23 protein-coding genes are annotated in these 18382 nt (G+C 72.8%); 16 read left to right on the forward strand and 7 right to left on the reverse strand.

Translation table 11 applies throughout. From position 1 onward, the window contains the following. Positions 1-4: 4 nt before the first annotated feature. Both J3486_RS39095 and J3486_RS39100 read right to left on the reverse strand, forming a co-directional pair. Entirely contained in the window at positions 5-1300 is a 1296-nt protein-coding gene (locus J3486_RS39095) for an MFS transporter (RefSeq protein WP_207828742.1), read from the reverse strand. A gap of 79 nt (positions 1301-1379) precedes the next feature. Then, positions 1380-1994 carry a LysE/ArgO family amino acid transporter gene (locus J3486_RS39100; protein ID WP_207828743.1) on the reverse strand — a complete coding sequence of 205 codons (615 nt, stop codon included), beginning with the start codon at positions 1992-1994 and terminating at the stop codon, positions 1380-1382. 66 nt (positions 1995-2060) lie between these two features. Between J3486_RS39100 and J3486_RS39105 the strand changes: the two genes are divergently transcribed. After that, positions 2061-2969, forward strand: coding sequence for a LysR family transcriptional regulator ArgP (locus J3486_RS39105; RefSeq protein WP_207828745.1), 909 nt, complete (start codon positions 2061-2063; stop codon positions 2967-2969). Here the strand turns inward: J3486_RS39105 and J3486_RS39110 are convergent. Next, positions 2966-3715, reverse strand: a complete 750-nt coding sequence (locus tag J3486_RS39110) for an acyltransferase (protein WP_207828747.1) — start codon at positions 3713-3715, stop codon at positions 2966-2968. The two genes, J3486_RS39105 and J3486_RS39110, sit on opposite strands and share 4 nt — an antisense overlap. Before the next feature lie 122 nt (positions 3716-3837). On the opposite strand from J3486_RS39110, the gene J3486_RS39115 reads away from it, so the two are divergent. After that, complete coding sequence (locus J3486_RS39115) at positions 3838-4365, forward strand: gamma carbonic anhydrase family protein (protein ID WP_207828749.1); 528 nt, start codon at positions 3838-3840, stop codon at positions 4363-4365. 87 nt (positions 4366-4452) lie between these two features. Here J3486_RS39115 and J3486_RS39120 read toward each other — a convergent pair whose 3' ends face one another. The 3 genes from J3486_RS39120 to J3486_RS39130 form a co-directional block, all read right to left on the reverse strand. After that, positions 4453-5115 (reverse strand): DedA family protein, encoded by a 663-nt coding sequence (locus J3486_RS39120; protein ID WP_207828750.1) that lies wholly within the window; start codon positions 5113-5115, stop codon positions 4453-4455. Between the two features lie 234 nt (positions 5116-5349). Further along, positions 5350-5748, reverse strand: a complete 399-nt coding sequence (locus J3486_RS39125) for a hypothetical protein (RefSeq protein ID WP_207828752.1) — start codon at positions 5746-5748, stop codon at positions 5350-5352. A gap of 43 nt (positions 5749-5791) precedes the next feature. After that, positions 5792-6496: a response regulator transcription factor gene (locus J3486_RS39130; RefSeq protein ID WP_207828753.1), complete on the reverse strand. Its 705-nt coding sequence runs from the start codon at positions 6494-6496 to the stop codon at positions 5792-5794. Between the two features lie 281 nt (positions 6497-6777). On the opposite strand from J3486_RS39130, the gene J3486_RS39135 reads away from it, so the two are divergent. From J3486_RS39135 to J3486_RS39195, 13 genes are all read left to right on the forward strand, one after another. Further along, on the forward strand, positions 6778-7956 hold the full coding sequence (locus J3486_RS39135) for a sensor histidine kinase (protein ID WP_207828754.1): 1179 nt from the start codon (positions 6778-6780) through the stop codon (positions 7954-7956). 123 nt (positions 7957-8079) lie between these two features. Continuing rightward, a complete protein-coding gene (locus J3486_RS39140; RefSeq protein ID WP_207828755.1) occupies positions 8080-8997 on the forward strand; it encodes an ABC transporter ATP-binding protein in 918 nt (305 codons plus the stop codon). Then, a complete protein-coding gene (locus J3486_RS39145) occupies positions 8990-9742 on the forward strand; it encodes an ABC transporter permease (RefSeq protein WP_207828756.1) in 753 nt (250 codons plus the stop codon). The genes J3486_RS39140 and J3486_RS39145 overlap by 8 nt, the downstream gene beginning before the upstream one ends. A gap of 124 nt (positions 9743-9866) precedes the next feature. Then, positions 9867-9998, forward strand: a complete 132-nt coding sequence (locus J3486_RS39150; RefSeq protein ID WP_207828757.1) for an aborycin family tricyclic lasso peptide — start codon at positions 9867-9869, stop codon at positions 9996-9998. Between the two features lie 83 nt (positions 9999-10081). Further along, positions 10082-11917, forward strand: coding sequence for a lasso peptide isopeptide bond-forming cyclase (locus tag J3486_RS39155; RefSeq protein ID WP_207828758.1), 1836 nt, complete (start codon positions 10082-10084; stop codon positions 11915-11917). Next, entirely contained in the window at positions 11914-12177 is a 264-nt protein-coding gene (locus tag J3486_RS39160) for a lasso peptide biosynthesis PqqD family chaperone (protein ID WP_207828760.1), read from the forward strand. The genes J3486_RS39155 and J3486_RS39160 overlap by 4 nt, the downstream gene beginning before the upstream one ends. Continuing rightward, positions 12174-12602 carry a lasso peptide biosynthesis B2 protein gene (locus tag J3486_RS39165; RefSeq protein WP_207828761.1) on the forward strand — a complete coding sequence of 143 codons (429 nt, stop codon included), beginning with the start codon at positions 12174-12176 and terminating at the stop codon, positions 12600-12602. The genes J3486_RS39160 and J3486_RS39165 overlap by 4 nt, the downstream gene beginning before the upstream one ends. Continuing rightward, entirely contained in the window at positions 12599-13570 is a 972-nt protein-coding gene (locus J3486_RS39170) for an ATP-binding cassette domain-containing protein (protein ID WP_207828764.1), read from the forward strand. Before J3486_RS39165 ends, J3486_RS39170 begins: the two co-directional genes overlap by 4 nt. Further along, positions 13567-14433 carry an ABC transporter permease gene (locus J3486_RS39175; protein ID WP_207828766.1) on the forward strand — a complete coding sequence of 289 codons (867 nt, stop codon included), beginning with the start codon at positions 13567-13569 and terminating at the stop codon, positions 14431-14433. The genes J3486_RS39170 and J3486_RS39175 overlap by 4 nt, the downstream gene beginning before the upstream one ends. Before the next feature lie 8 nt (positions 14434-14441). Continuing rightward, positions 14442-14960: a MauE/DoxX family redox-associated membrane protein gene (locus tag J3486_RS39180; protein WP_207828767.1), complete on the forward strand. Its 519-nt coding sequence runs from the start codon at positions 14442-14444 to the stop codon at positions 14958-14960. Positions 14961-14964: 4 nt separating this feature from the next. Next, positions 14965-15723, forward strand: a complete 759-nt coding sequence (locus J3486_RS39185; RefSeq protein ID WP_207828768.1) for a thioredoxin domain-containing protein — start codon at positions 14965-14967, stop codon at positions 15721-15723. Beyond that, positions 15720-17045: a lasso peptide C-terminal Trp epimerase gene (gene mslH, locus J3486_RS39190; protein ID WP_207828769.1), complete on the forward strand. Its 1326-nt coding sequence runs from the start codon at positions 15720-15722 to the stop codon at positions 17043-17045. Before J3486_RS39185 ends, mslH begins: the two co-directional genes overlap by 4 nt. A 9-nt stretch (positions 17046-17054) precedes the next feature. Further along, positions 17055-17729, forward strand: coding sequence for a response regulator transcription factor (locus tag J3486_RS39195; RefSeq protein WP_207828770.1), 675 nt, complete (start codon positions 17055-17057; stop codon positions 17727-17729). 61 nt (positions 17730-17790) lie between these two features. Here J3486_RS39195 and J3486_RS39200 read toward each other — a convergent pair whose 3' ends face one another. Further along, positions 17791-17991 carry a hypothetical protein gene (locus J3486_RS39200; protein WP_207828771.1) on the reverse strand — a complete coding sequence of 67 codons (201 nt, stop codon included), beginning with the start codon at positions 17989-17991 and terminating at the stop codon, positions 17791-17793. A gap of 159 nt (positions 17992-18150) precedes the next feature. On the opposite strand from J3486_RS39200, the gene J3486_RS39205 reads away from it, so the two are divergent. Then, positions 18151-18357: a hypothetical protein gene (locus J3486_RS39205; RefSeq protein WP_207828772.1), complete on the forward strand. Its 207-nt coding sequence runs from the start codon at positions 18151-18153 to the stop codon at positions 18355-18357. The last annotated feature ends 25 nt before the right edge of the window (positions 18358-18382 follow it).

Genomic DNA, 18382 nt, shown 5'->3' on the forward strand with positions numbered 1-18382 from the left:
CGCCTCAGACCCGGTACCTGCGGAGCGCCGGCACCGCGAAGGCGAGGCAGAGCATCACCACGACGACCAGCACCCCGCCCCCGGTCACCGCCTGGCGCGCGCCGAACGCCGAGCCGGCCGAACCGTGCAGGACATCGGCGAGCCGGGGCCCGCCCGCGACGACCACCGTGAAGACGCCCTGCATGCGCCCGCGCATCTCGTCGGTGGCCGCGGACAGCAGGATCGCCCCGCGGAAGACCATGGAGACCATGTCGGCGACCCCGGCGAGCGCCAGGAAGAACACGCCGAGCCAGAGGCTGCCGCTGAGCCCGAACCCGGCGATGGCCGCGCCCCACGCCACGACCGCGCCGATCACCATCCACCCGTGCCGCTTGGCCCGCGAGAACGTGCCGGAGAACAGCCCGCCGGCCACCGCCCCGATCGGAATCGCCGCGAACAGCAGCCCCAGAGCGAGCCCTTCCCCGTACGAGCCGTAGGTCTCGGCGGCGAGCTGCGGGAACAGCGCGCGCGGCATGCCGAACACCATCGCGACGATGTCGGCGAGGAAGGACAGCAGCAGCACCTTGTGCGCGGAGATGTAGCGGAAGCCCTCGGCGATCTCGCGCACCCCGGCCCGCCGCTTGACCGCGGAGGCGAGCGGCGGCAGCGCGGGCAGCCGGTACACGGCCCAGACCGTGACGCACAGCGCGAGGGCGTCGATGAGATACAGCTCGGGCAGCCCGATGACGGGTATCAGGACACCGGCGAGCAGCGGCCCGACGACCTGACCCGTCTGCATGACGGTGGAGCCGAGGGCGTTGGCCGCGGGCAGCTGGCTCTCGGGCACGAGCCGGGCGATGGAGGCGTTGCGGGCCGGGGCGTTGAGCCCCCAGAACGCCTGCTGCATCGCGAGCAGCACCATGAGCACGGCGACCGAGTCGAGTCCGCTGACGGCTTGCAGCCAGAACAGCACGGAGGTGACGGCGATGCCGGAGTTGGTGACGAGGAGCAGCTTGCGCCGGTCGACGCTGTCCGCGACGGCGCCGCCCCACAGGGCGAACACGATCAGCGGGACGAGCCCGGCGAGGCCGGCCGCGCCGACCCACGCGGACGAGCCCGTGATGTCGTAGATCTGCTTGGGCACGGCGACGGCCGTGAGCTGACTGCCCACGGCCGTGACGATCGTCGAGGACCACAGCCGGCGGTACGCGGGGATGCGCAGCGGCCGGGTGTCCATGGCGAAGCGGCGCCAGCCGCGCCGCGGCTCAGGGGCCGCCGCCGGCTCGGAGTCCGTACCGGTGGTGCTCTCGCTCGTGTCCACGTACACCCTGCTTGTCAGCTACACCTATTACTTGCAGGCTCACTATCGCAGGCGGCCCCGAGCGTCGGAACAGGGCCTGTCAGCTTCCGGCGATCAGCATGCCCCCCATCGCGACCATGGTGGCGGCGACCAGTCCGTCCAGGACCCGCCAGGCAGCCGGCTTAGCGAGGAAGCGGCTGAGCAGCCGGGAGCCGAAGCCGAGCGCGGCGAACCAGCAGAGGCTGGCGAGGGCCGCGCCGATGCCGAAGGTCCAGCGCAGCGAGCCCTGGCCCGCCGCGACCGAGCCGAGCAGGAACACGGTGTCGAGGTAGACGTGCGGGTTGAGCCAGGTCATCGCGAGGCAGGTGAGCACCGCCCGCTTCCGCGACCCGGCCGCCTCGCCCTCGGCCCGCAGCGCTCCGGCCGGCCTGAACACCCGGCGCGCGGCGAACGCCCCGTACGCGAGCAGGAACGCTCCCCCGATCCAGCCGACGGCGGTCAGTACCTCGGGGTACGTGATCACGATCGCCCCCATGCCGCCCACGCCCAGCGCGATGAGCACCGCGTCGGAGACCGCGCAGATGCCGACGACGGCGAGCACGGCGTCGCGCCGGACGCCCTGGCGCAGCACGAAGGCGTTCTGGGCTCCGATGGCGACGATGAGCGAGAGGCCGGTGCCGAATCCCGCGGCTGCGGCGGCGAGTGAAGCGTTCATGCCGTCGACGCTACGGAGTCGATCACTGCCCGTACAGCTAAAGATTCTTACGTATCATTAGCGCCCGTGAAGGTACCGGAACTGCCGCTCGACCAGGTCAGGACGCTGCTCGCGGTGGTCGACGAGGGCACGTTCGACGCCGCGGCGGCCGCGCTGCACGTGACGCCGTCGGCGGTCAGTCAGCGGGTGAAGGCCCTGGAGCAGCGCACCGGCCGCGTGCTGCTCGTGCGCACGAAACCGGTGCGGCCCACCGAGTCCGGCGAGGTCGTCGTCCGGTACGCGCGTCAGCTCGCCCGGCTCGAACGTGACGCGTACGCCGAGCTGGGGCTGAGCACCGGGGAGCAGGGGCCGACCCGGGTGTCGGTCGCGGTCAACGCGGACTCGCTCGCCACCTGGTTCCTGGACGCGTTCACCCGGGTCGACCGGGACGCGCACGTCTGCTTCGAGCTGCACCGCGAGGACGAGACGAACACCGCGGAGCTGCTGCGCGAGGGCCGGGTGATGGCCGCGGTGACCTCGTCGCCCGAGCCGGTGTCGGGCTGTTCGGTCCGCGCCCTGGGCCGCATGCGCTATCTGGCGGCGGCGAGCCCCGACTTCGTCGACCGGCACCTGCAAGGACCGCTCGCCGAGACCCTGCCGCGGGCACCGGTGATGACCTTCGACCGCAGCGACGACCACCAGGACGCTTTCGTCCGCACCCTGCGCCGGGACCGCGGCGCGGCGAGCGCCGTCCGGCACGCGGTGCCCACGTCGGAGGGGTTCGTCGAGTCCGTCGCGCTGGGCCTCGGCTGGGGCATGATTCCCGAACTCCAGGCCGCACCGCTGCTGCGCTCGGGCCGCCTGGTGCAGCTCGCCCCGGACCGCCCGGTCGACGTCCCACTGCACTGGCAGCAGTGGAAACTGGACTCGCCGGCGCTCGCGGCGGTGGCGGACGCGGTCCGCACGGCCGCGGCGCGCGCACTACGGCCCGCCTAGGCGCTGTCCTCGAGATCCAGGTCCTCCAGATCCAGGTCCGCGAGGGCGAGGAGCTGTTCCGGGGTGACGTCGGCGGGTATCGGCTGGGGCGCGGGCGTGCGCAGCGGCGGCTGCCAGCCCGTCTCCTCGTCCCAGGTGCGCACGACCCGGGCCGGCGCCCCGGCGACCACCGCGTGGTCGGGGATCTCGCCGCGCACGACGGCGCCCGCCGCGACGACGACGTTCCGCCCGATCCGGGCACCCGGCAGGATCACGGCGTTGGTCCCGATCCAGCAGCCGGGCCCGATCTCCACCGGCTCCATCCGCGGCCACTGCTTGCCGATGGGCTCGTGCGGATCGTCGTAGGAGTGATTGGTGGAGGTGATGTAGACGTACGGGCCCATGTAGACGTCTCGCCCGACGGTCACGGTGGTGTCGGCGATGACATGACTGCCGCGGCCGATGACGACACCGTCGCCGATGGTGAGGATCGGGTCGGGGCCGAGGTCGAGATCGGGCATCATGCCGGCGGTCAGCGTGACCTGTTCGCCGATGATGCAGTGCGCGCCGAGCCGGATCCACGGCTCCCCGAACAGGGTGCCCTGCGGGAAGGCGAGCTTGGTGCCGTGGCCGATCGCGCCGAACCGGTGTCCGCCGGGCTGCGCGGCCGTGACCGCGCCCTTGCGCTGCATCCACCGCCACCCGGCCTGGACGGCACGATGGGCGAGCCCTCCCCCGGACGAGAACGCGTTCCATTTGTTCGGCACGCCGCTACGTTACTCACCCGTACCGTCGTCCCCCACCTCACCGCCCTGTGATCTGTGCCCCACAGGGCCCCGGGTACGGTTCGCTCAGCAACGGAGAGTCAGGACGAGAGTCAGGAGCACGCATGGCACACGAGCCACTCGTCACCGGGTTCGGCGACAAGGAACCGAAGCTGGACCAGGACGCGTTCGCGGCGCCGACGTCGGCGCTGATCGGCGACGTGACCCTGCACGCGGGCGCCAGCGTCTGGTACGGCGCGGTGCTGCGCGCGGAGTTCGAGCCGATCGTGCTCGGCGCCGACAGCAACATCCAGGACAACTGCACGGTCCATGTCGACCCCGGTTTCCCGGTGACGGTCGGCGCGCGCGTCTCGGTGGGGCACAACGCGGTCCTGCACGGCTGCACCGTCGAGGACGACTGCCTGATCGGCATGGGCGCGACGGTCCTCAACGGCGCGGTGATCGGCACGGGTTCCCTGGTCGCGGCGCAGGCGCTGGTCCCGCAGGGCATGGTGGTCCCGCCCGGTTCCCTGGTGGCGGGCGTGCCCGCGAAGGTGAAGCGCGTACTCACGCAGGAGGAGCGCGAGGGCGTCACCCTGAACGGCACCCACTACGTGGAACTCGCCAAGGCCCACAAGAAAAGCGCCCCGTAAGGGGCGCGAGGAAGGCGCGAGCGACCCACCACGGGGAGGAGGGGGCGACCTCCGGGAACATCGGCCCCCACCGCCCCGCAGCCGAGATCACTCGGCGGCGACCACGGCCTCCGACGACTCGGCGGCCGCTGCGGCCTCGTGCTTGGCGGCAGCCTTGGTGGCCCGCCGCTTCACGATGAGCATCGAGGCGACCCCGACGAGCACCGCGGCCCCGAGCCCCACGTACGAGAACCGCTTCAGCCAGTCCTCGGCGACCACGCCCACGTAGTAGATGACGGCGGTCGTGCCACCGGCCCAGGCCACACCGCCGAGGAAGTTGGCGATGAGGAACTTCCAGTACGGCATGTGCAGCACACCGGCGAGCGGACCGGCGAAGATCCGCAGCAGCGCGATGAACCGGCCGAAGAAGACGGCCCACATGCCCCACTTCTCGAAGGACCGCTCGGCGGTGGCGACGTGCGCGGGCCCGAAGTGCCGGGGGAACTTGGCACCCAGTTTCGCGAGCAGCGGCCGTCCGCCCTTGCGCCCGATCGCGTACCCGATGGAGTCGCCGACGACGGCGCCGGCCGTGGCGCAGACGCCGAGCACGATCGGGTTGATGTCACCGTGCTGCGAGGACAGCAGCGCGGCGGAGACCAGCACGATCTCACCGGGCAGCGGGATACCGAGGCTCTCCAGGCCGATGACGCCCGCCACCAGGGCGTAGATCGCAACGGCCGGAATCGTGTCGAGCCACTCCTGAATGTGCAAAGCAGCCGCCTCCCGTAAGTCCCAGCAAGTGGTGTACCCGGCGTGCGCGCTCCCCTCTTGCCACGCACGCCGGGCAGCCTACCTGCTCCCTGTGACACTGTTTGTGCCGCTCCTTATGACGCGGCCCCGTCCCGCACCGTGCATCGGTGATCGCCGTGAACCGACGAGGCGGGGGCGCGACTCGCGGTGACCCCGTCGGCTCAGAGCTGGGGTCGGGTCACGCGGGCACCCCCCTCAGGAGTGCGCGTGCAGGGGGTCGGCCTCGGGGTGGGTGAACGTGACGGGCTTGCCGAGTTCGCGGGCGTAGGCGATCTCGGCGGTGGTCGACGTGCCGACGTAGTGGCCGACGACGAGGACCTCGTCGGCGAGCCGGATCTTCGCGCGGTGCAGCTCGTCGAGACGTGCCTTTCCGGCCCGGGCCTCGGCTTCGTCGGCCCACAGCGAGCCGGCGGTCTTCGTGTCGCAGCCGGGCTTGACGACGATGTGACCGGCCCACGTCAGCCTGAGGTCCTCCCCGGTCATCTCGTCCATGAAGCGGGTGGAGCCGCAGAGGGCGACGATCTTCGGGATGCCGAGACGTTCCTTCGCGTCGGCCAACTCCTGCGCCGGGGTGCGCAGTCGCGGGTACGTCATGCAATGCCTCCTGGTGTGCGAGCACATGGCCGGGGACCGGCCCTCAGACGTGTTGGCCGAGCAGCGTCTCCGCCTGGCCCCCGAGCCCCGCGTCGCGGGCGCGGACCGCCGCCGAGGCGCGGTCGTGGACTTCCAGCTTGGCGAAGATGCGGGTGACGTAGTTCCGGACCGTTTTCTCGGCGAGGAAGAGGCGGCGGGCTATCTGCTGGTTCCCCAGGCCGTCCGCGAGCAGTTCGAGGATTTCCATTTCACGGGCCGTCAGATCGGCGAATCCGGTCAGCTCGGGAAGACTCGGCATCGTGGAGAAGTATCTGCTGAATCTCGCCGCTATCGTGGGGCTGAAAGCGGCTCCGCCCTTGGCGACCAGGCGAATGGAGTGGAGGAGTTCTTCCGGTGAACCGATGCGTGAAAGATAGCCGTTGACGCCGACGCGCAGAGCGGCCACTATCACGTCGTCGTCATCGTTCTGAGAGACGACGAGAGTCTTCGGCCGGCTCTTCGCGCGCCCGTACGTGGAAAGGATTTCCTGGACGTTCTCGCAGATGAAACGCTTCGACGGCGGCTCTCCGAGGATGATGACATGGGGTTGAGGCAGCGTTTCCGGCCGACATCGAAGGGTGCCGGAGCCGCCGTCCGGGCGGCATATGAGGGTCATCGCCACGTCTTTGTCGACGATGGCCTCAAGGCCGGCGAGCGCGACCGGATCCTCACTTCGAATCAGCAGGTTGATTGCGCCGGCCGATGTCATTCTCCCTGCGCCCCCTTCGTCTCCGAGTGGCCTGAAACATGGGCGTGGAGAATTTGCACAAGACTCCTTCTGGTCATCATCCGTCCACGGGGAAGGTGAGAGAGGTGGGGGAACGGGAGCATGGCGCTACGCGTGTCGAGTATGCGGACGGGATTCAAAGGAACGCAAGTTCGCCCCACGAATGGGACGACTCCCCTCCGGTTAAGGGCGGTTCATGGGTGATTCTCGGTCAGAAAAGGGCGCGTTGGACGCACGCACGGTCGGGCGCATACTTTCGCCGCATGGTCGATAGCCGCGTGGTCGATATCCGTGCCCGGCACCTGGTCCTGCTCGACGTGCCGGCCGCGCTCGGATTCGCGCTGCTCGTGCAGCTGGAGCCGCTGCGGCCCGCTGCGGAGGCGGGCGGCGGCGCGGGCGGCTGGCCGCTGTCCCTCGCCGCCGCGCTGCCCCTGGTCGCCCGGCGTCTGTGGCCGCTGCCGGTCTTCGGGTTCGTCCTGATCGTGGCCTGCGCGGCACTGTCGTACGGGCTCGGCCCGGTCCCCTTCCTCGCCGCCGCCTACGCCCTCTACCCGGTGGCCGTGACCCGGCGCAGGCCCGGCCGTTCCGCGGTCGTGGTCGGCGGGGTCTGCGTGGCCGGCGCCGCCCTGCTGACCCTGGGCGGCGGCCGCCACTACGAGGGCGGAACCGGCGCCGTCCAGGGCGTGTTCGGGGCGCTGGTCCTGGGCGCCACCTGGGCCGCGGGGGCCGCCGTGGGAGAGCGCCGGGAGAGCCTGCGACGCGTCATCGAGCAGACCGCGGAACGGGCCAAGGTCGAGGAACGGCTGCGCATCGCCCGCGACATCCACGACGTGGTCACGCACAGCGTGGGGCTCATCGCGGTCAAGGCGGGCATCGCCAACCACGTCGTCGACACCCACCCCGACGAGGCGCGGGACGCGCTCGTCGTGATCGAGGACGTCAGCCGCAAGGCACTGCGTGACATGCGGGCCACGCTGACGCTGCTGCGCAAGGACGAGAACGGCCGCCCCGACCGCGCCCTGCCCGACCCCCGCGCACCCCACGACCTGCGGCCCGTGGCCGGGCTCGGCGACCTGCCCGAACTCGTGGCGACCGCCGAGGCCGGGGGCGTCCGCGTCGACTTGAGCACGCACTGCCCGCAGCAGCCCCCGGACGGCGTCGCCACCTCCGCGTACCGGATCGTGCAGGAAGCCCTGACCAACACCGTGAAGCACGCGGCGCCGACCCACTGCCGGGTCCGGGTGACGGCCCGGAACGGTCTGCTGGAGATCGACGTCGACGACGACGGCCCGGCGCCGGGCGCCGCGCATCGGCCCGCCGTGCCCGGTGGCGGTCTCGGCCTGGTCGGGATGCGGGAGCGGGCCACCGCGCACGGCGGCAGCCTCACCGCGGGGCCGCGCGAGGGCGGCGGGTTCCGGGTCGCGGCGACCCTGCCCTACTGACGGCGCGGCACGGCTGGCCTGAACCGGCCTCATTCTCAAGTATGGGTGCGCGGCGCCGAGCCCCCGCCGCCTTCCCGTCCCGCGACCGATGCGGGGCGCCGTCCGCGCCGCGAGACTTGCGGTGTGATCGACGCCTTGAACCTGACCAAGCGCTACGGGGAGCACACCGTCGTCGGCGGACTGACCTTCACGGTGCGGCCCGGGACCGTCACGGGGTTCCTGGGACCCAACGGAGCCGGCAAGTCCACGACCCTGCGGATGATGCTCGGCCTGACGCGCCCCGACGAGGGCTCCGCGCGCATCGGCGGGCACGCCTACCAGGACCTGCGCCACCCGGCCCGGCACGTGGGCGCCCTCCTGGAGACCTCGGTCCCGCACAAGAGCCTGACCGCCGTGGACCATCTGCGCTGGCTGGCCCGGAGCAACCGGATCCCGCGCCGCCGCGTCGACGAGGTGCTGGACGCGGTGGGGCTCACCGGCGCCGCCCGCCGCCGCGTCGGGACCTTCTCGCTCGGCATGGGGCAGCGGCTCGGGCTCGCCGCCGCGCTGCTCGGCGACCCGCCTGTCCTGATGCTCGACGAACCCGTCAACGGCCTGGACGCGGAGGGCATCCGGTGGCTGCGCGAACTCCTGCGCGGCAGAGCCGCCGAGGGCCGCACCGTCCTCGTCTCCAGCCATCTGATGGCGGAGATGTCCATGGTCGCCGACCACCTCGTCGTCATCGACCGCGGCCGGCTCCTCGCCGACACCGGGATGCAGGACTTCATCCAGCGCCACGGACGCTCGTACGTGCGCGTCCGCACTCCGCAACCCGGGCCGCTGAGCCGGGAGTTGGAGCGCAAGGGCGCCTCCTTGGCCGCGGGGTCCGACGGCAGCCTGGAGGTGTCCGGGCTCACCGCGGGCGAGGTCAGCCAGGTCGCCGCCGCGGGCGGCCTCGCCCTCGACGAACTCAGCACGCACACCGCCTCGTTGGAGGACACCTTCCTCGGCCTCGTCGGGAAGCAGCACGGGCAGCAGCCCGAAGGGAGCACCCGTGTCTGAGACGATCGCGGCCGTCGGGGCCGAGTTCATCAAGGTGCGCGCGATCCGCGCCACCTTCCTCGCGCTGCTCCTGTTCGCACCGCTCAGCGTGGCGATCGCCGCCCTCGACGGCTGGTCGGCGAAGTCGGCGATCGAGTCCGACAACGGCATGCTGCGCGACGGCTTCACCGCTCAACAGGCGGGCCTGGACGGCATCTTGTACGGGCAGCTCGCGCTGATCGTGTTCGGGGTGCTCGTCTTCGCCTCCGAGTACGGCTCCGGCATGATGCGCGTCTCGCTGCTCGCCGTGCCCCGGCGCGGCCTCCTGTACGCCGCGAAGCTCACCGTCACCGCGGCGGCCGCGCTGCTCGTCGCGGTCCCCGTCACCGTCGTCGGGTACCTGGTCACCCAGGCCGCGCTCGGCCCGCACGGCGCGTCCATCGGCGACGCGGGCGTGCCCCGCGCGCTCGCCGGGGCGGTGCTCTACCTGACACTGATGAGCCTGTTCGCCGCCGGAGTGGCCGCCGCCGCGCGCAGCGCCGTGCTGCCGCTCGCCATCATGCTGCCGATGGTGCTCGCCGGGTCCCAGATCCTCTCCGTCATCGGGGCGACCAAGGAACTCGCCCGCTACTTCCCCGACCGGGCGGGCACCCAGATGCTCACCGTCGACACGGATCACGCGGTGCGCGGCTGTGTCGTGCTGCTCGTGTGGACCGCGGCGGCGCTCGCCCTCGGCTACGTACGGCACCGGCGGTGGGACGCGTGACGGGACCCGGGTGAGGCTCTCGTCCCACGCTTTTGGGACATGCCGCACCATAGCTTCCTCCCTGTCAGTCGCTTCCGGGCCGTACAGGTCGGCCCGGACGACCGGCCCAACCGGGAGGTACACCATGTCCGTTGAGATCTACGAGCCCCCCATGCTCCAGGAAGTCGGCGACTTCGACGAGCTCACGAAGTGCCTCGGTGTCGGCAGCTGCAACGACTTCGCCGGCTGTGGCTACGCCATCGTCTGCTTCTGGTGAACACCTGCGGTGGCGGGGGGGGGGGGGGGGGGGGGGGCGGCCGGGGGGGCACGCCCGGCCACCGCCCGGGGGAACGAGGCGACATGGAATTCGTAGTGCTGCCGGACAGCCCGGCCGCCGCCGCGCCCGCGTCGGGCCTGCCGGCGAAGCGCCGGATCGACCACGCGTCGGGGCGGCCCTGGATCCTGGGCGACTGGCCCGAGGACGAGGCCGTCCTGGTCGAGGCCGGGCCGCGCCGGATGGTGGTCCTCGGGCCCACCGACCTCGACGAACACACCGCGGCCGACCGGCTCGGCCGGCTGCGCACCCCGCACGACGCGGACCGGATCGCCGCCCGGCTCGCGGGCGGCTTCCACCTGCTGGTGTCGATGGACGGGCAGACCCGCGCCCAGGGTTCCGTCGTCGGCGTCCGGCAGATCTACACGGCCACCGTCGACGGTGTCACCGTGGCGGCGAGCGGTGTCGCACCGCTCCAACGGCTCACCGGCGCCGGGCTCGACGCGGCCGTGCTCGCCGCCCGGCTGCTCGCGCCGGGCGGAGCGCCGTGGCCCCTCGCCCAGCGGCCCGTCCGCCGCGGCATCGAGGCGCTGCGCACCGGGCACTGGCTGCACCTCGACGCCGACGGCCGCGCGGAGCAGGTGCGTTGGTGGCGACTTCCCGCGCCGACGCTGTCGCTGGCCGAGGGCGCGGGCGCCGTCCGCTCGGCCCTGAGCGACGCGCTCGCCGCCCGGGTCAGGACCGGCCGGACGATCAGCGCCGACCTGTCCGGCGGCATGGACTCCACCTCGCTGTGCTTCCTCGCCGACGCGGCGGGCGCCGACCTCGTCACGTACCACGTGGCCCCCCTCGACAGCGCCAACGAGGACACCGCGTGGGCGCACAGGGCGGCCGCCCTGCTGCCGCGGGCCCGTCATCACACGCTCACCTCGGACCGGGCCGAGAACCTCTTCGACGTCGGCTACACCGCCGACCACACGGACGCCGCCCCCGAGGGCCCCTCCACCTGGGCCTCAGGACTCACCCACATCCGTGACCTGGCCCGGCGCGCCCGCGGCGAGGGCTCGGCGCTGCACCTCAGCGGCTTCGGCGGTGACGAGCTGTTCGGCCGGATGCCCACCTCCGCCTGGTCGTTGGCGCGTGCCAGGCCGGTCAGCGGCCTGCGCCTGGTCAACCGTTACCGGCTCGCCAACCGCTGGTCGTGGGGCGGCACCGTGCGGGCGCTCGCCGACCGGTCGACGTTCCCGCGCGGCCTGGCCCGGGTCGCCGCCCGGATCGGCGATCCGCCGCCGCCGCTCGACACACCGGACTTCGGCTGGGTGTTCGCGCCCCGGATGCCCGCCTGGGCGACGCCGGACGCGGTGGCGGAGGTGCGGCGGTTGCTGCTGCGGGCCGCCGCCGAGCGGCCCGAGCCGCTGGACGCGGACCGCGCCCGGCACCAGGCGCTCGCCTCGCTGGTCTTCGAGGGCTCCACGATCCGCCAGGTCAACACGGCGCTCGCGGGCACCGGCATCGTGTGGGACGCGCCGTTCCTCGACGACCGCGTCATCGAGGCCGCGCTCGCCACCCGGGTCGATCAGCGCCTGGCGAGCGGCCGGTTCAAACCGCTGCTGACCGACGCGGTGCGCGGGGCCGTGCCCGACGGCATCCTCGACCGCCGCGACAAGGGAGAGTTCAGCGCCGAGGCGTTCCGGGGCCTGGCCCGCAACCGGGCCCGGATCCTGGAGCTCGCCGAGGACTCGCGGCTCGCCGGGCTCGGTCTCATCGACCCGGCGAGGTTCCGCGCCGCGGTCCTCAACCCGGGGCCCATGTCCCACCACCTCCAGCCGATCGACACCACCGTGGCGTGCGAGAGCTGGCTCCGCACGCACACGAGCGCCCCGTGGGACGCGGATGTCCAGGACACAGGAGTACGCAGATGAAGCTGAGCCTCGCCCCCGACGTCACCCTCACCGACGTCGAGTCGGGGGCCGTCCTGCTCGACGGACGGCACGGCAGGTACTGGCAGTTGAACGCCTCGGGGTCGGCCGTGCTGCGCAGACTGCTCGACGGGCACGCCCCGGACGCGGTCGCCGCGAGCATGTCCGAGGTCGCGCCGGTCACCGAGGACCGGGCCCGGCAGGACGTACGGGCGCTCATCGACTCGCTCAGCGCGGCGCGTCTCCTGGAGGTCACCCCGTGACGACGCCCGCGGTCGCCGAACACGCGGCCCGCCTCCCCCTGCGCCGCCAGCTCGCGCCCCGCTGCGCGGCCGGCGCCGCCCGCCTGCTGGTCCGGCTGCCCCCGGCCCGGCTGCACCGCGTGCTCGGCGTGCTGAGCCGGGGCGCCCGGCCCGCCGGGTACGCCGACGTCGCCCGCGCCCGCCGCTCCGTCGTCTCGGTCAGCACCCGGTGCGCCGGCCTCGGCTGCCTCCAACGCTCCGTCGCCACCGTCCTGTTGTGCCGCGCCAGGGGCCGCTGGGCCGACTGGTGCACCGGCTTTCGCACCCAGCCGTTCGGCGCGCACGCCTGGGTCGAGGTCGAGGGGCGTCCCGTCGACGAGCCCGGCGAACTCAGCGCGTTCCGCACCGTCCTCGCCGTACGCCTGCCGGAAGGGAGCCGCGCATGACGGCCGCCGCGATCAGGGCCGAGGCCCTCTACGCGTACTACGGCACCCACCCGGCCGTGAACGGGCTCGAACTGGCCGTGCCGGAAGGGTCGACGTTCGGCTTCCTCGGCCCCAACGGCGCCGGCAAGACGACCACCATCAGCATGCTCACCACCCTGCTCAAGCCCACCGCGGGCCGCGCCGAGGTGGCCGGTTTCGACGTCGCGACCCACCCCGCCGAGGTGCGCCGCAGGATCGGCATCGTCTTCCAGGAGTCCACCCTGGACCAGGAGTTGACCGCGACCGAGAACCTCCGCTTCCAGGCCGATCTGTGCGGTCTGCCGCGCCACGAGTCCCGTACGGCGATCGCCGCGATGCTCGACCTGATGGAACTCTCCGAGCGCAGCCGGGTCCCGGTGCGCCAGTTCTCCACCGGCCTGCGCCGTCGTCTGGAGATCGCCCGCGGGCTGCTCGGCGCGCCCCGTGTCCTCTTCCTCGACGAACCGACGACGGGCCTGGACGCGCAGACCCGCGCCGCCGTCTGGGACCACCTCGACCGGCTGCGGCGCGAGCAGGGCATCACCCTGTTCTTCACCACGCACCAGCTGGAGGAGGCCGAGCACTGCGACGAGGTCGCCATCGTCGACCGCGGCAAGGTGATCACCCAGGGCACGCCCGCCGAGCTGAAGTCCGTCATCGGCTCCGACCTCGTGATGCTCTCCACCGAGGACGACGCGCGCGCCGTCGACACGCTCGCCGAACGCTTCGGGCTCGCGGCCGAACTCACCCCGGACGGGCTCCTGTTGAGGGTCGCGAACGGCGCCGCGCTCGTCCCCCGGCTCTGTACGGGCCTCGGTCTCACCGTGCGGTCGGTGTCTGTCGCGCCGCCCACCCTCGACGACGTCTTCCTGCACCACACCGGGTCCGAGATCCGGGAGAGCGCGGCGAACGCGCACACGCTCGGCACGATCGGGGAGGGACTGCGATGAGCCGCACCGACACCGTCGCCCAGGCGCCCGTCGAGGCGCGGGCCCCCGTCGCCGCCGAGCGGCGGCCCGGCGCCCTGCGCCCCTATCTCCTGCTGTGGCGGCGGGAGATGATCCGGCTGCGCCACAACCCCGTGCGCCTCGCCATGGGCCTGGTCACGCCGCTGCTGTTCCTGGTCGTGCTCGGCACCGGACTCGACGCGGCGTCCGGCAATCTCGGCAAGGCCCAACTCAACGACTACCGGGCCTTCTTGTTTCCCGGCGTGCTCGTCATGTCGGTGCAGGCACCGGCCATCGCGGTCGGCATCTCGCTCGTCTGGGACCGCAGGCTGGGTGTGCTGCGACAGATGCTCGTCGCCCCGTTCCCGCGCCCCAGCATCGTGCTCGGCCTCGCCCTCGGCGGCGCCACCACCGGCGGCATCTACGGCCTGTTGGTGCTGTCCGTCGGCGGCATCGCGAGCATCCGCTACGAGCCCGTGCTGCTGCTCGTCCTCGTCGAGGTCTTCCTGGTCTCCCTGCTGTTCACGGCCCTCGGCCTGCTGGCCGCGGTGACGATCCGGCAGGTCGACACGTTCCAGGTCGTGGTGAACCTGAGCCTGATGCCGCTCATGTTCTTCTCCGGCGCCATGTTCCCGCCGAACGGCCTGCCCGGCTGGCTCGCCGTCGTCGTCAAGCTCAACCCCCTGACGTACGGGGTCGACGCGGTCCGCAGGACCCTGCCGGGGCCCGACGTGCTCAGCTCCGACCAGACGCGCCTGCTGATCGGCGACTGGCAGCCGCCCGTCGCCGCCGAGCTGGGGCTCCTCGCGGCGATCGTCGCGCTGGCGCTCGGCGCTGCCACGTACCGGTTCTCGCGGTCGAAGTGAGGTCCGGCATGCGGCTGCTGCAGGCGGTACGCGGCGCCCGGCCGTGGGCGGGGACGGCGGTGCGGCTGCTCCTCGCCGGCGTCCTCGGCTACGCGGGCCTGGTGAAGATCCGGGATCTCGCGAACGCCGAACGCTCGGTCGCCGTCTACCAGATCGTCAGCGGCAGCGCGGCCCAACTCGTCGGCGGCGCGCTGCCGTTCGTCGAGATCGCGGTGGCGCTGCTGCTGGTCGCCGGGCTCGCCACCCGGGCCGCGGCAGCCGTCACGGCCGTCCTCCTCGCCGTCTACATCGCGGCCATCGCCTCGGTGTGGGCGCGCGGCCTGTCGATCGACTGCGGCTGCTTCGGCGGCGGAGGCACCCTCACGGACGGCGCCGAGCGCGGCTACGTCATCGACATCGCGCGCGATCTGCTCCTGCTCGGCGCGGCCGTCCTCCTCGTCCGTGAACCGCGCACGCGCTGCGCCCTGGACCGCCTGGTCCTCGACCTTCCCGACGCACGAGACGCGAGAGACGCGAGAGGTGACTAGCCACATGGAGCCCACGCACACCCCGGCCCCCACGAACACTCCGGCCGATCCGGACGCTCTCGTCCGGGACATGGTCCGCAAGCGGCAGCGCAGGCGGCGCACCGCCGTGGTGTCGACCGTCGCCGCCGTCGTCCTCACCGCCGCCGCGCTCGTCGGCGCGGGCCTGGTCAGGGCGAACAGCTCCGACCCCGGCAAGGCCCCCGACCGGACACCCGCGGGGGTGGCCGGCGACAAGGCGGGGATCACGGCGTCCCGGGGCACGGTCCGCGTCGACCTGTACCTCGACTACCTGTGCCCCGAGTGCCGCAACACCGAGCGGTCCATCGCCCCCACCCTGAAGAACCTGGCGGCGAGGAAGGACATCCGGCTCGTCTACCACCCCGTCGCGTTCCTCGACGACTACAGCAGCCCCGCCGGCTACTCGACCCGGGCGGCGTCGGCGGCGGCCTGCGCGGCGGACGCGGGCCGGTTCGAGCAGTACACGGCGGTGCTCTTCGACAAGCAGCCGCCCGAGCGCGGCCCCGGGCTGAGCGATGCCCGGCTCGCCGAGCTGGGCACGGACGCGGGGATCACCGACGGCTCCTTCGCGCGCTGCGTCCGCGACGCCCCGCACAAGCCGTGGGTGACGTACGTGTCCGACGTCGCCGCTTCCCGCAAGGTGTCCCTGACCCCGACCGTCATGGTCGCCGGGGAACGCATCGACGTCACCGGCGGGGACGCCGCCGGGGAACTCACCCGCGCCGTCGCGCGGGCCCGCCGATGAGCCGTCTCACCGTGGCGCTCTCCGGGGACGCCATGGTCACCAGGGGTGCGCCGATCACCGACGAGCCGGGCGCGCCGGAGCTGCGGGAGCTGTTGCGCGGCGCCGACTTCGCGTTCACCAATCTGGAGGTCGTGCCCAGCGCGGGGCGCGGCCACCCGGTCCACAACGCGGCGGGCGGCGGCGCCCTCGTCGCGGACGCGGCCGTGCTCGACGAGCTCACCGACGCGGGGTTCACCGTGTTCGGCTGCGCCAACAACCACGCCCTCGACATGGGCGTCGAAGGGCTGCTCGGCACCGTCGGCCTGCTGACCGCGCGGGGCCTGCCGTTCGCCGGGATCGGCGCCGACCTGACCGCCGCGCGGCGCCCCGTCTACGTCGACCGGCCCGGCGGCAGCCTCGCCATGCTCGCGTGCAGCGCCACGTTCCTGCCCGGCCAGGAGGCGGCCCCGCCCTCGCCCGACCTGCCCGGCCGCCCCGGCGTGAGCCCGCTGCGGCACAACGCCACCCTCGACGTGACCGCCGCGCAGCTCGACGTGCTGCGCGCGATCGACGCGGAGACGGGCCTGCGGGCGCGCCGGGCCGAGGCGCGCACCCTGCTCGGCATCGATCCGGCGCTGCCGGGACCCGGCCGGTACACGCTGTACGGGGCGCGGTTCCGGGAGGCGGCCGAGTCGGGCATGACGACCGCCTGCGATCAGGGGGACCTCGCCGACATCGAGCGGTGGATCGCCGAGGCGCGCACCCGCGCCGACGTCGTCCTGGTCAGCGTGCACTCCCACGAGCCGGGACCGACCCCCGAGGAACCCGGCGAGTTCCTGCGTACGTTCGCGCACCGGGCGATCGACGCGGGCGCCGACCTGGTCGCCGGGCACGGCCCGCACTTCCTGCGCGGCATCGAGCTGTACCGGGGCCGCCCGATCTTCTACAGTCTGGGGAACATCGTCAGCCAGATCGAGCTCGCCGACCGCCTCCCCGCCGAGGACTACGCGAACCTCCCCGGCCTCTCCCGGCCCACCCCGGGACGGTACTTCGACGAACTCAGCGGGCACGGCCGCCGTCTGTTCGCCCCGCACCGCCGTTACTGGCGCTCGCTCGTCCCCGTCCTCACCTTCGACGACGGCGAGCTGGCCGAGGCCCGCCTGCACCCGGTCGACCTGGGCTTCGGCGCGCCCGTGCACCGCCGTGGCCGCCCGCGCCTGGCCGCTCCGGCCGAGGCCAAGGAGATCCTCACGGATGTCGCTGAACTCTCGGCGGCGTACGGCACCACGGTGACGACCAGGGACGACGGCACGGGCGAGGTGACGCTGCGGGGCGACGGATAGGGTTCTCGCATGACTGACGCCGTCCGGGTGCTGATCGCCGACGACCAGGCGCTGCTGCGCGGCAGCTTCCGCGTCCTCGTCGACTCGACACCCGGCATGGCGGCCGTCGGCGAGGCGGGTGACGGCGCCACGGCGGTGCGGCTCGCCCGCGAGCTGCGTCCCGACGTCGTCCTGATGGACCTGCGGATGCCCGTCATGGACGGCATCGCGGCCACCCGGCAGATCTGCGCCGACGCGAGCCTGTCGGGCGTGCGGGTGCTGGCCCTCACCATGTTCGACATGGACGAGTACGTGTACCCGGCGCTCCAGGCGGGCGCGAGCGGCTTCCTCCTGAAGGACGCGTCGCCGACCGAACTCGTGCACGGGATCCGGGTGATCGCCACCGGCGAGAGCGTCCTCGCCCCGACGGTCACCCGCCGCCTCATCGCGAACTTCTCCCGGTCGACGGCCGCACCGGCCCCCGCGCCCCGCCTCGTCGGCCTCACCCCGCGCGAGCAGGAGGTGCTCGTCCTCATCGCCAACGGGCTGTCGAACGCGGAGATCGGCGAGCGCCTGGTGATCAGCCTGCCGACCGTGAAGACCCACGTCAGCAGCCTCCTCGCGAAGCTGCACGCCCGGGACCGCGCCCAGTTGGTCATCATCGCGTACGAGAGCGGACTCGCGGAGCCGGGAATGCCCGGCTGAGCCGAGCGCCGTTGTTCATGGCGGTCTCCGGCCTGCCCGGCCTACCGCTCCCGCCCCGGATTCACCTTGCTGCCTCCTGCGGCTTGGCTTTGGCGTCCTGGAGGAGCACGTGGACGCCCACGCAGAACCCTGCGCCGACCGCGGCGGCCATGGTCGCGGGCTCGCTCGCACCCGCGGCAAGAGACGCGGTGGCGGCGAGCCCGGACACGAGGCTCGCGCCCAGGCCGGCCATTCCGGCGCGCGGCCAGGTGAGTTGCGTCATGCCGCCGCTCCGGTCAGGTCGACCGTCGCGCCGCATGCGCTGACGGGGTGCTCGACGCCGCCGCCGCACGCCGGCCTCCGCAACTACCAGGGGTGCGGCGTGTTCATCAGGTAGGCGCTCACCGGAGGGCGATCGCGTGTTGATGGCCTCGGTGGCGTCTTGACGGGGCTGGTCGACGCCGTGTCGCTGGTCGGCGACTTGTTCCTTGAGTGCGGCGATATCGATGGCGATATCGCCCACCTGCCCGACAATGCGGTTTATCTGGCCTGCGAGTTGCTGTATCGCTGCCCTGTCGCTTGCGCCGTACATGGACGGTCCTCCCCCTGTGGTCGTCAGCCGATGCTGGTCAGGGTGGAGGCCGGTTGAAGGGGCGACAAGTGTGCGATCCAGC

Source organism: Streptomyces sp. VRA16 Mangrove soil (assembly GCF_017377775.1).
In the GTDB taxonomy this organism is placed as follows: Bacteria; Actinomycetota; Actinomycetes; order Streptomycetales; family Streptomycetaceae; genus Streptomyces.

Excerpts from the sequence above, each read along its gene's own strand:
- J3486_RS39130 (WP_207828753.1), bottom strand. The coding sequence starts at position 6,496 with ATGACATCGGCCGGCGCAATCAACCTGCTGATTCGAAGTGAGGATCCG.
- J3486_RS39135 (WP_207828754.1), top strand. The coding sequence starts at position 6,778 with ATGGTCGATAGCCGCGTGGTCGATATCCGTGCCCGGCACCTGGTCCTG.
- J3486_RS39170 (WP_207828764.1), top strand. The coding sequence starts at position 12,599 with ATGACGGCCGCCGCGATCAGGGCCGAGGCCCTCTACGCGTACTACGGC.
- J3486_RS39175 (WP_207828766.1), top strand. The coding sequence starts at position 13,567 with ATGAGCCGCACCGACACCGTCGCCCAGGCGCCCGTCGAGGCGCGGGCC.
- J3486_RS39100 (WP_207828743.1), bottom strand. The coding sequence starts at position 1,994 with ATGAACGCTTCACTCGCCGCCGCAGCCGCGGGATTCGGCACCGGCCTC.
- J3486_RS39180 (WP_207828767.1), top strand. The coding sequence starts at position 14,442 with ATGCGGCTGCTGCAGGCGGTACGCGGCGCCCGGCCGTGGGCGGGGACG.
- J3486_RS39200 (WP_207828771.1), bottom strand. The coding sequence starts at position 17,991 with ATGACGCAACTCACCTGGCCGCGCGCCGGAATGGCCGGCCTGGGCGCG.
- J3486_RS39185 (WP_207828768.1), top strand. The coding sequence starts at position 14,965 with ATGGAGCCCACGCACACCCCGGCCCCCACGAACACTCCGGCCGATCCG.
- J3486_RS39150 (WP_207828757.1), top strand. The coding sequence starts at position 9,867 with ATGTCCGTTGAGATCTACGAGCCCCCCATGCTCCAGGAAGTCGGCGAC.
- J3486_RS39155 (WP_207828758.1), top strand. The coding sequence starts at position 10,082 with ATGGAATTCGTAGTGCTGCCGGACAGCCCGGCCGCCGCCGCGCCCGCG.
- J3486_RS39195 (WP_207828770.1), top strand. The coding sequence starts at position 17,055 with ATGACTGACGCCGTCCGGGTGCTGATCGCCGACGACCAGGCGCTGCTG.
- mslH (WP_207828769.1), top strand. The coding sequence starts at position 15,720 with ATGAGCCGTCTCACCGTGGCGCTCTCCGGGGACGCCATGGTCACCAGG.
- J3486_RS39125 (WP_207828752.1), bottom strand. The coding sequence starts at position 5,748 with ATGACGTACCCGCGACTGCGCACCCCGGCGCAGGAGTTGGCCGACGCG.
- J3486_RS39160 (WP_207828760.1), top strand. The coding sequence starts at position 11,914 with ATGAAGCTGAGCCTCGCCCCCGACGTCACCCTCACCGACGTCGAGTCG.
- J3486_RS39115 (WP_207828749.1), top strand. The coding sequence starts at position 3,838 with ATGGCACACGAGCCACTCGTCACCGGGTTCGGCGACAAGGAACCGAAG.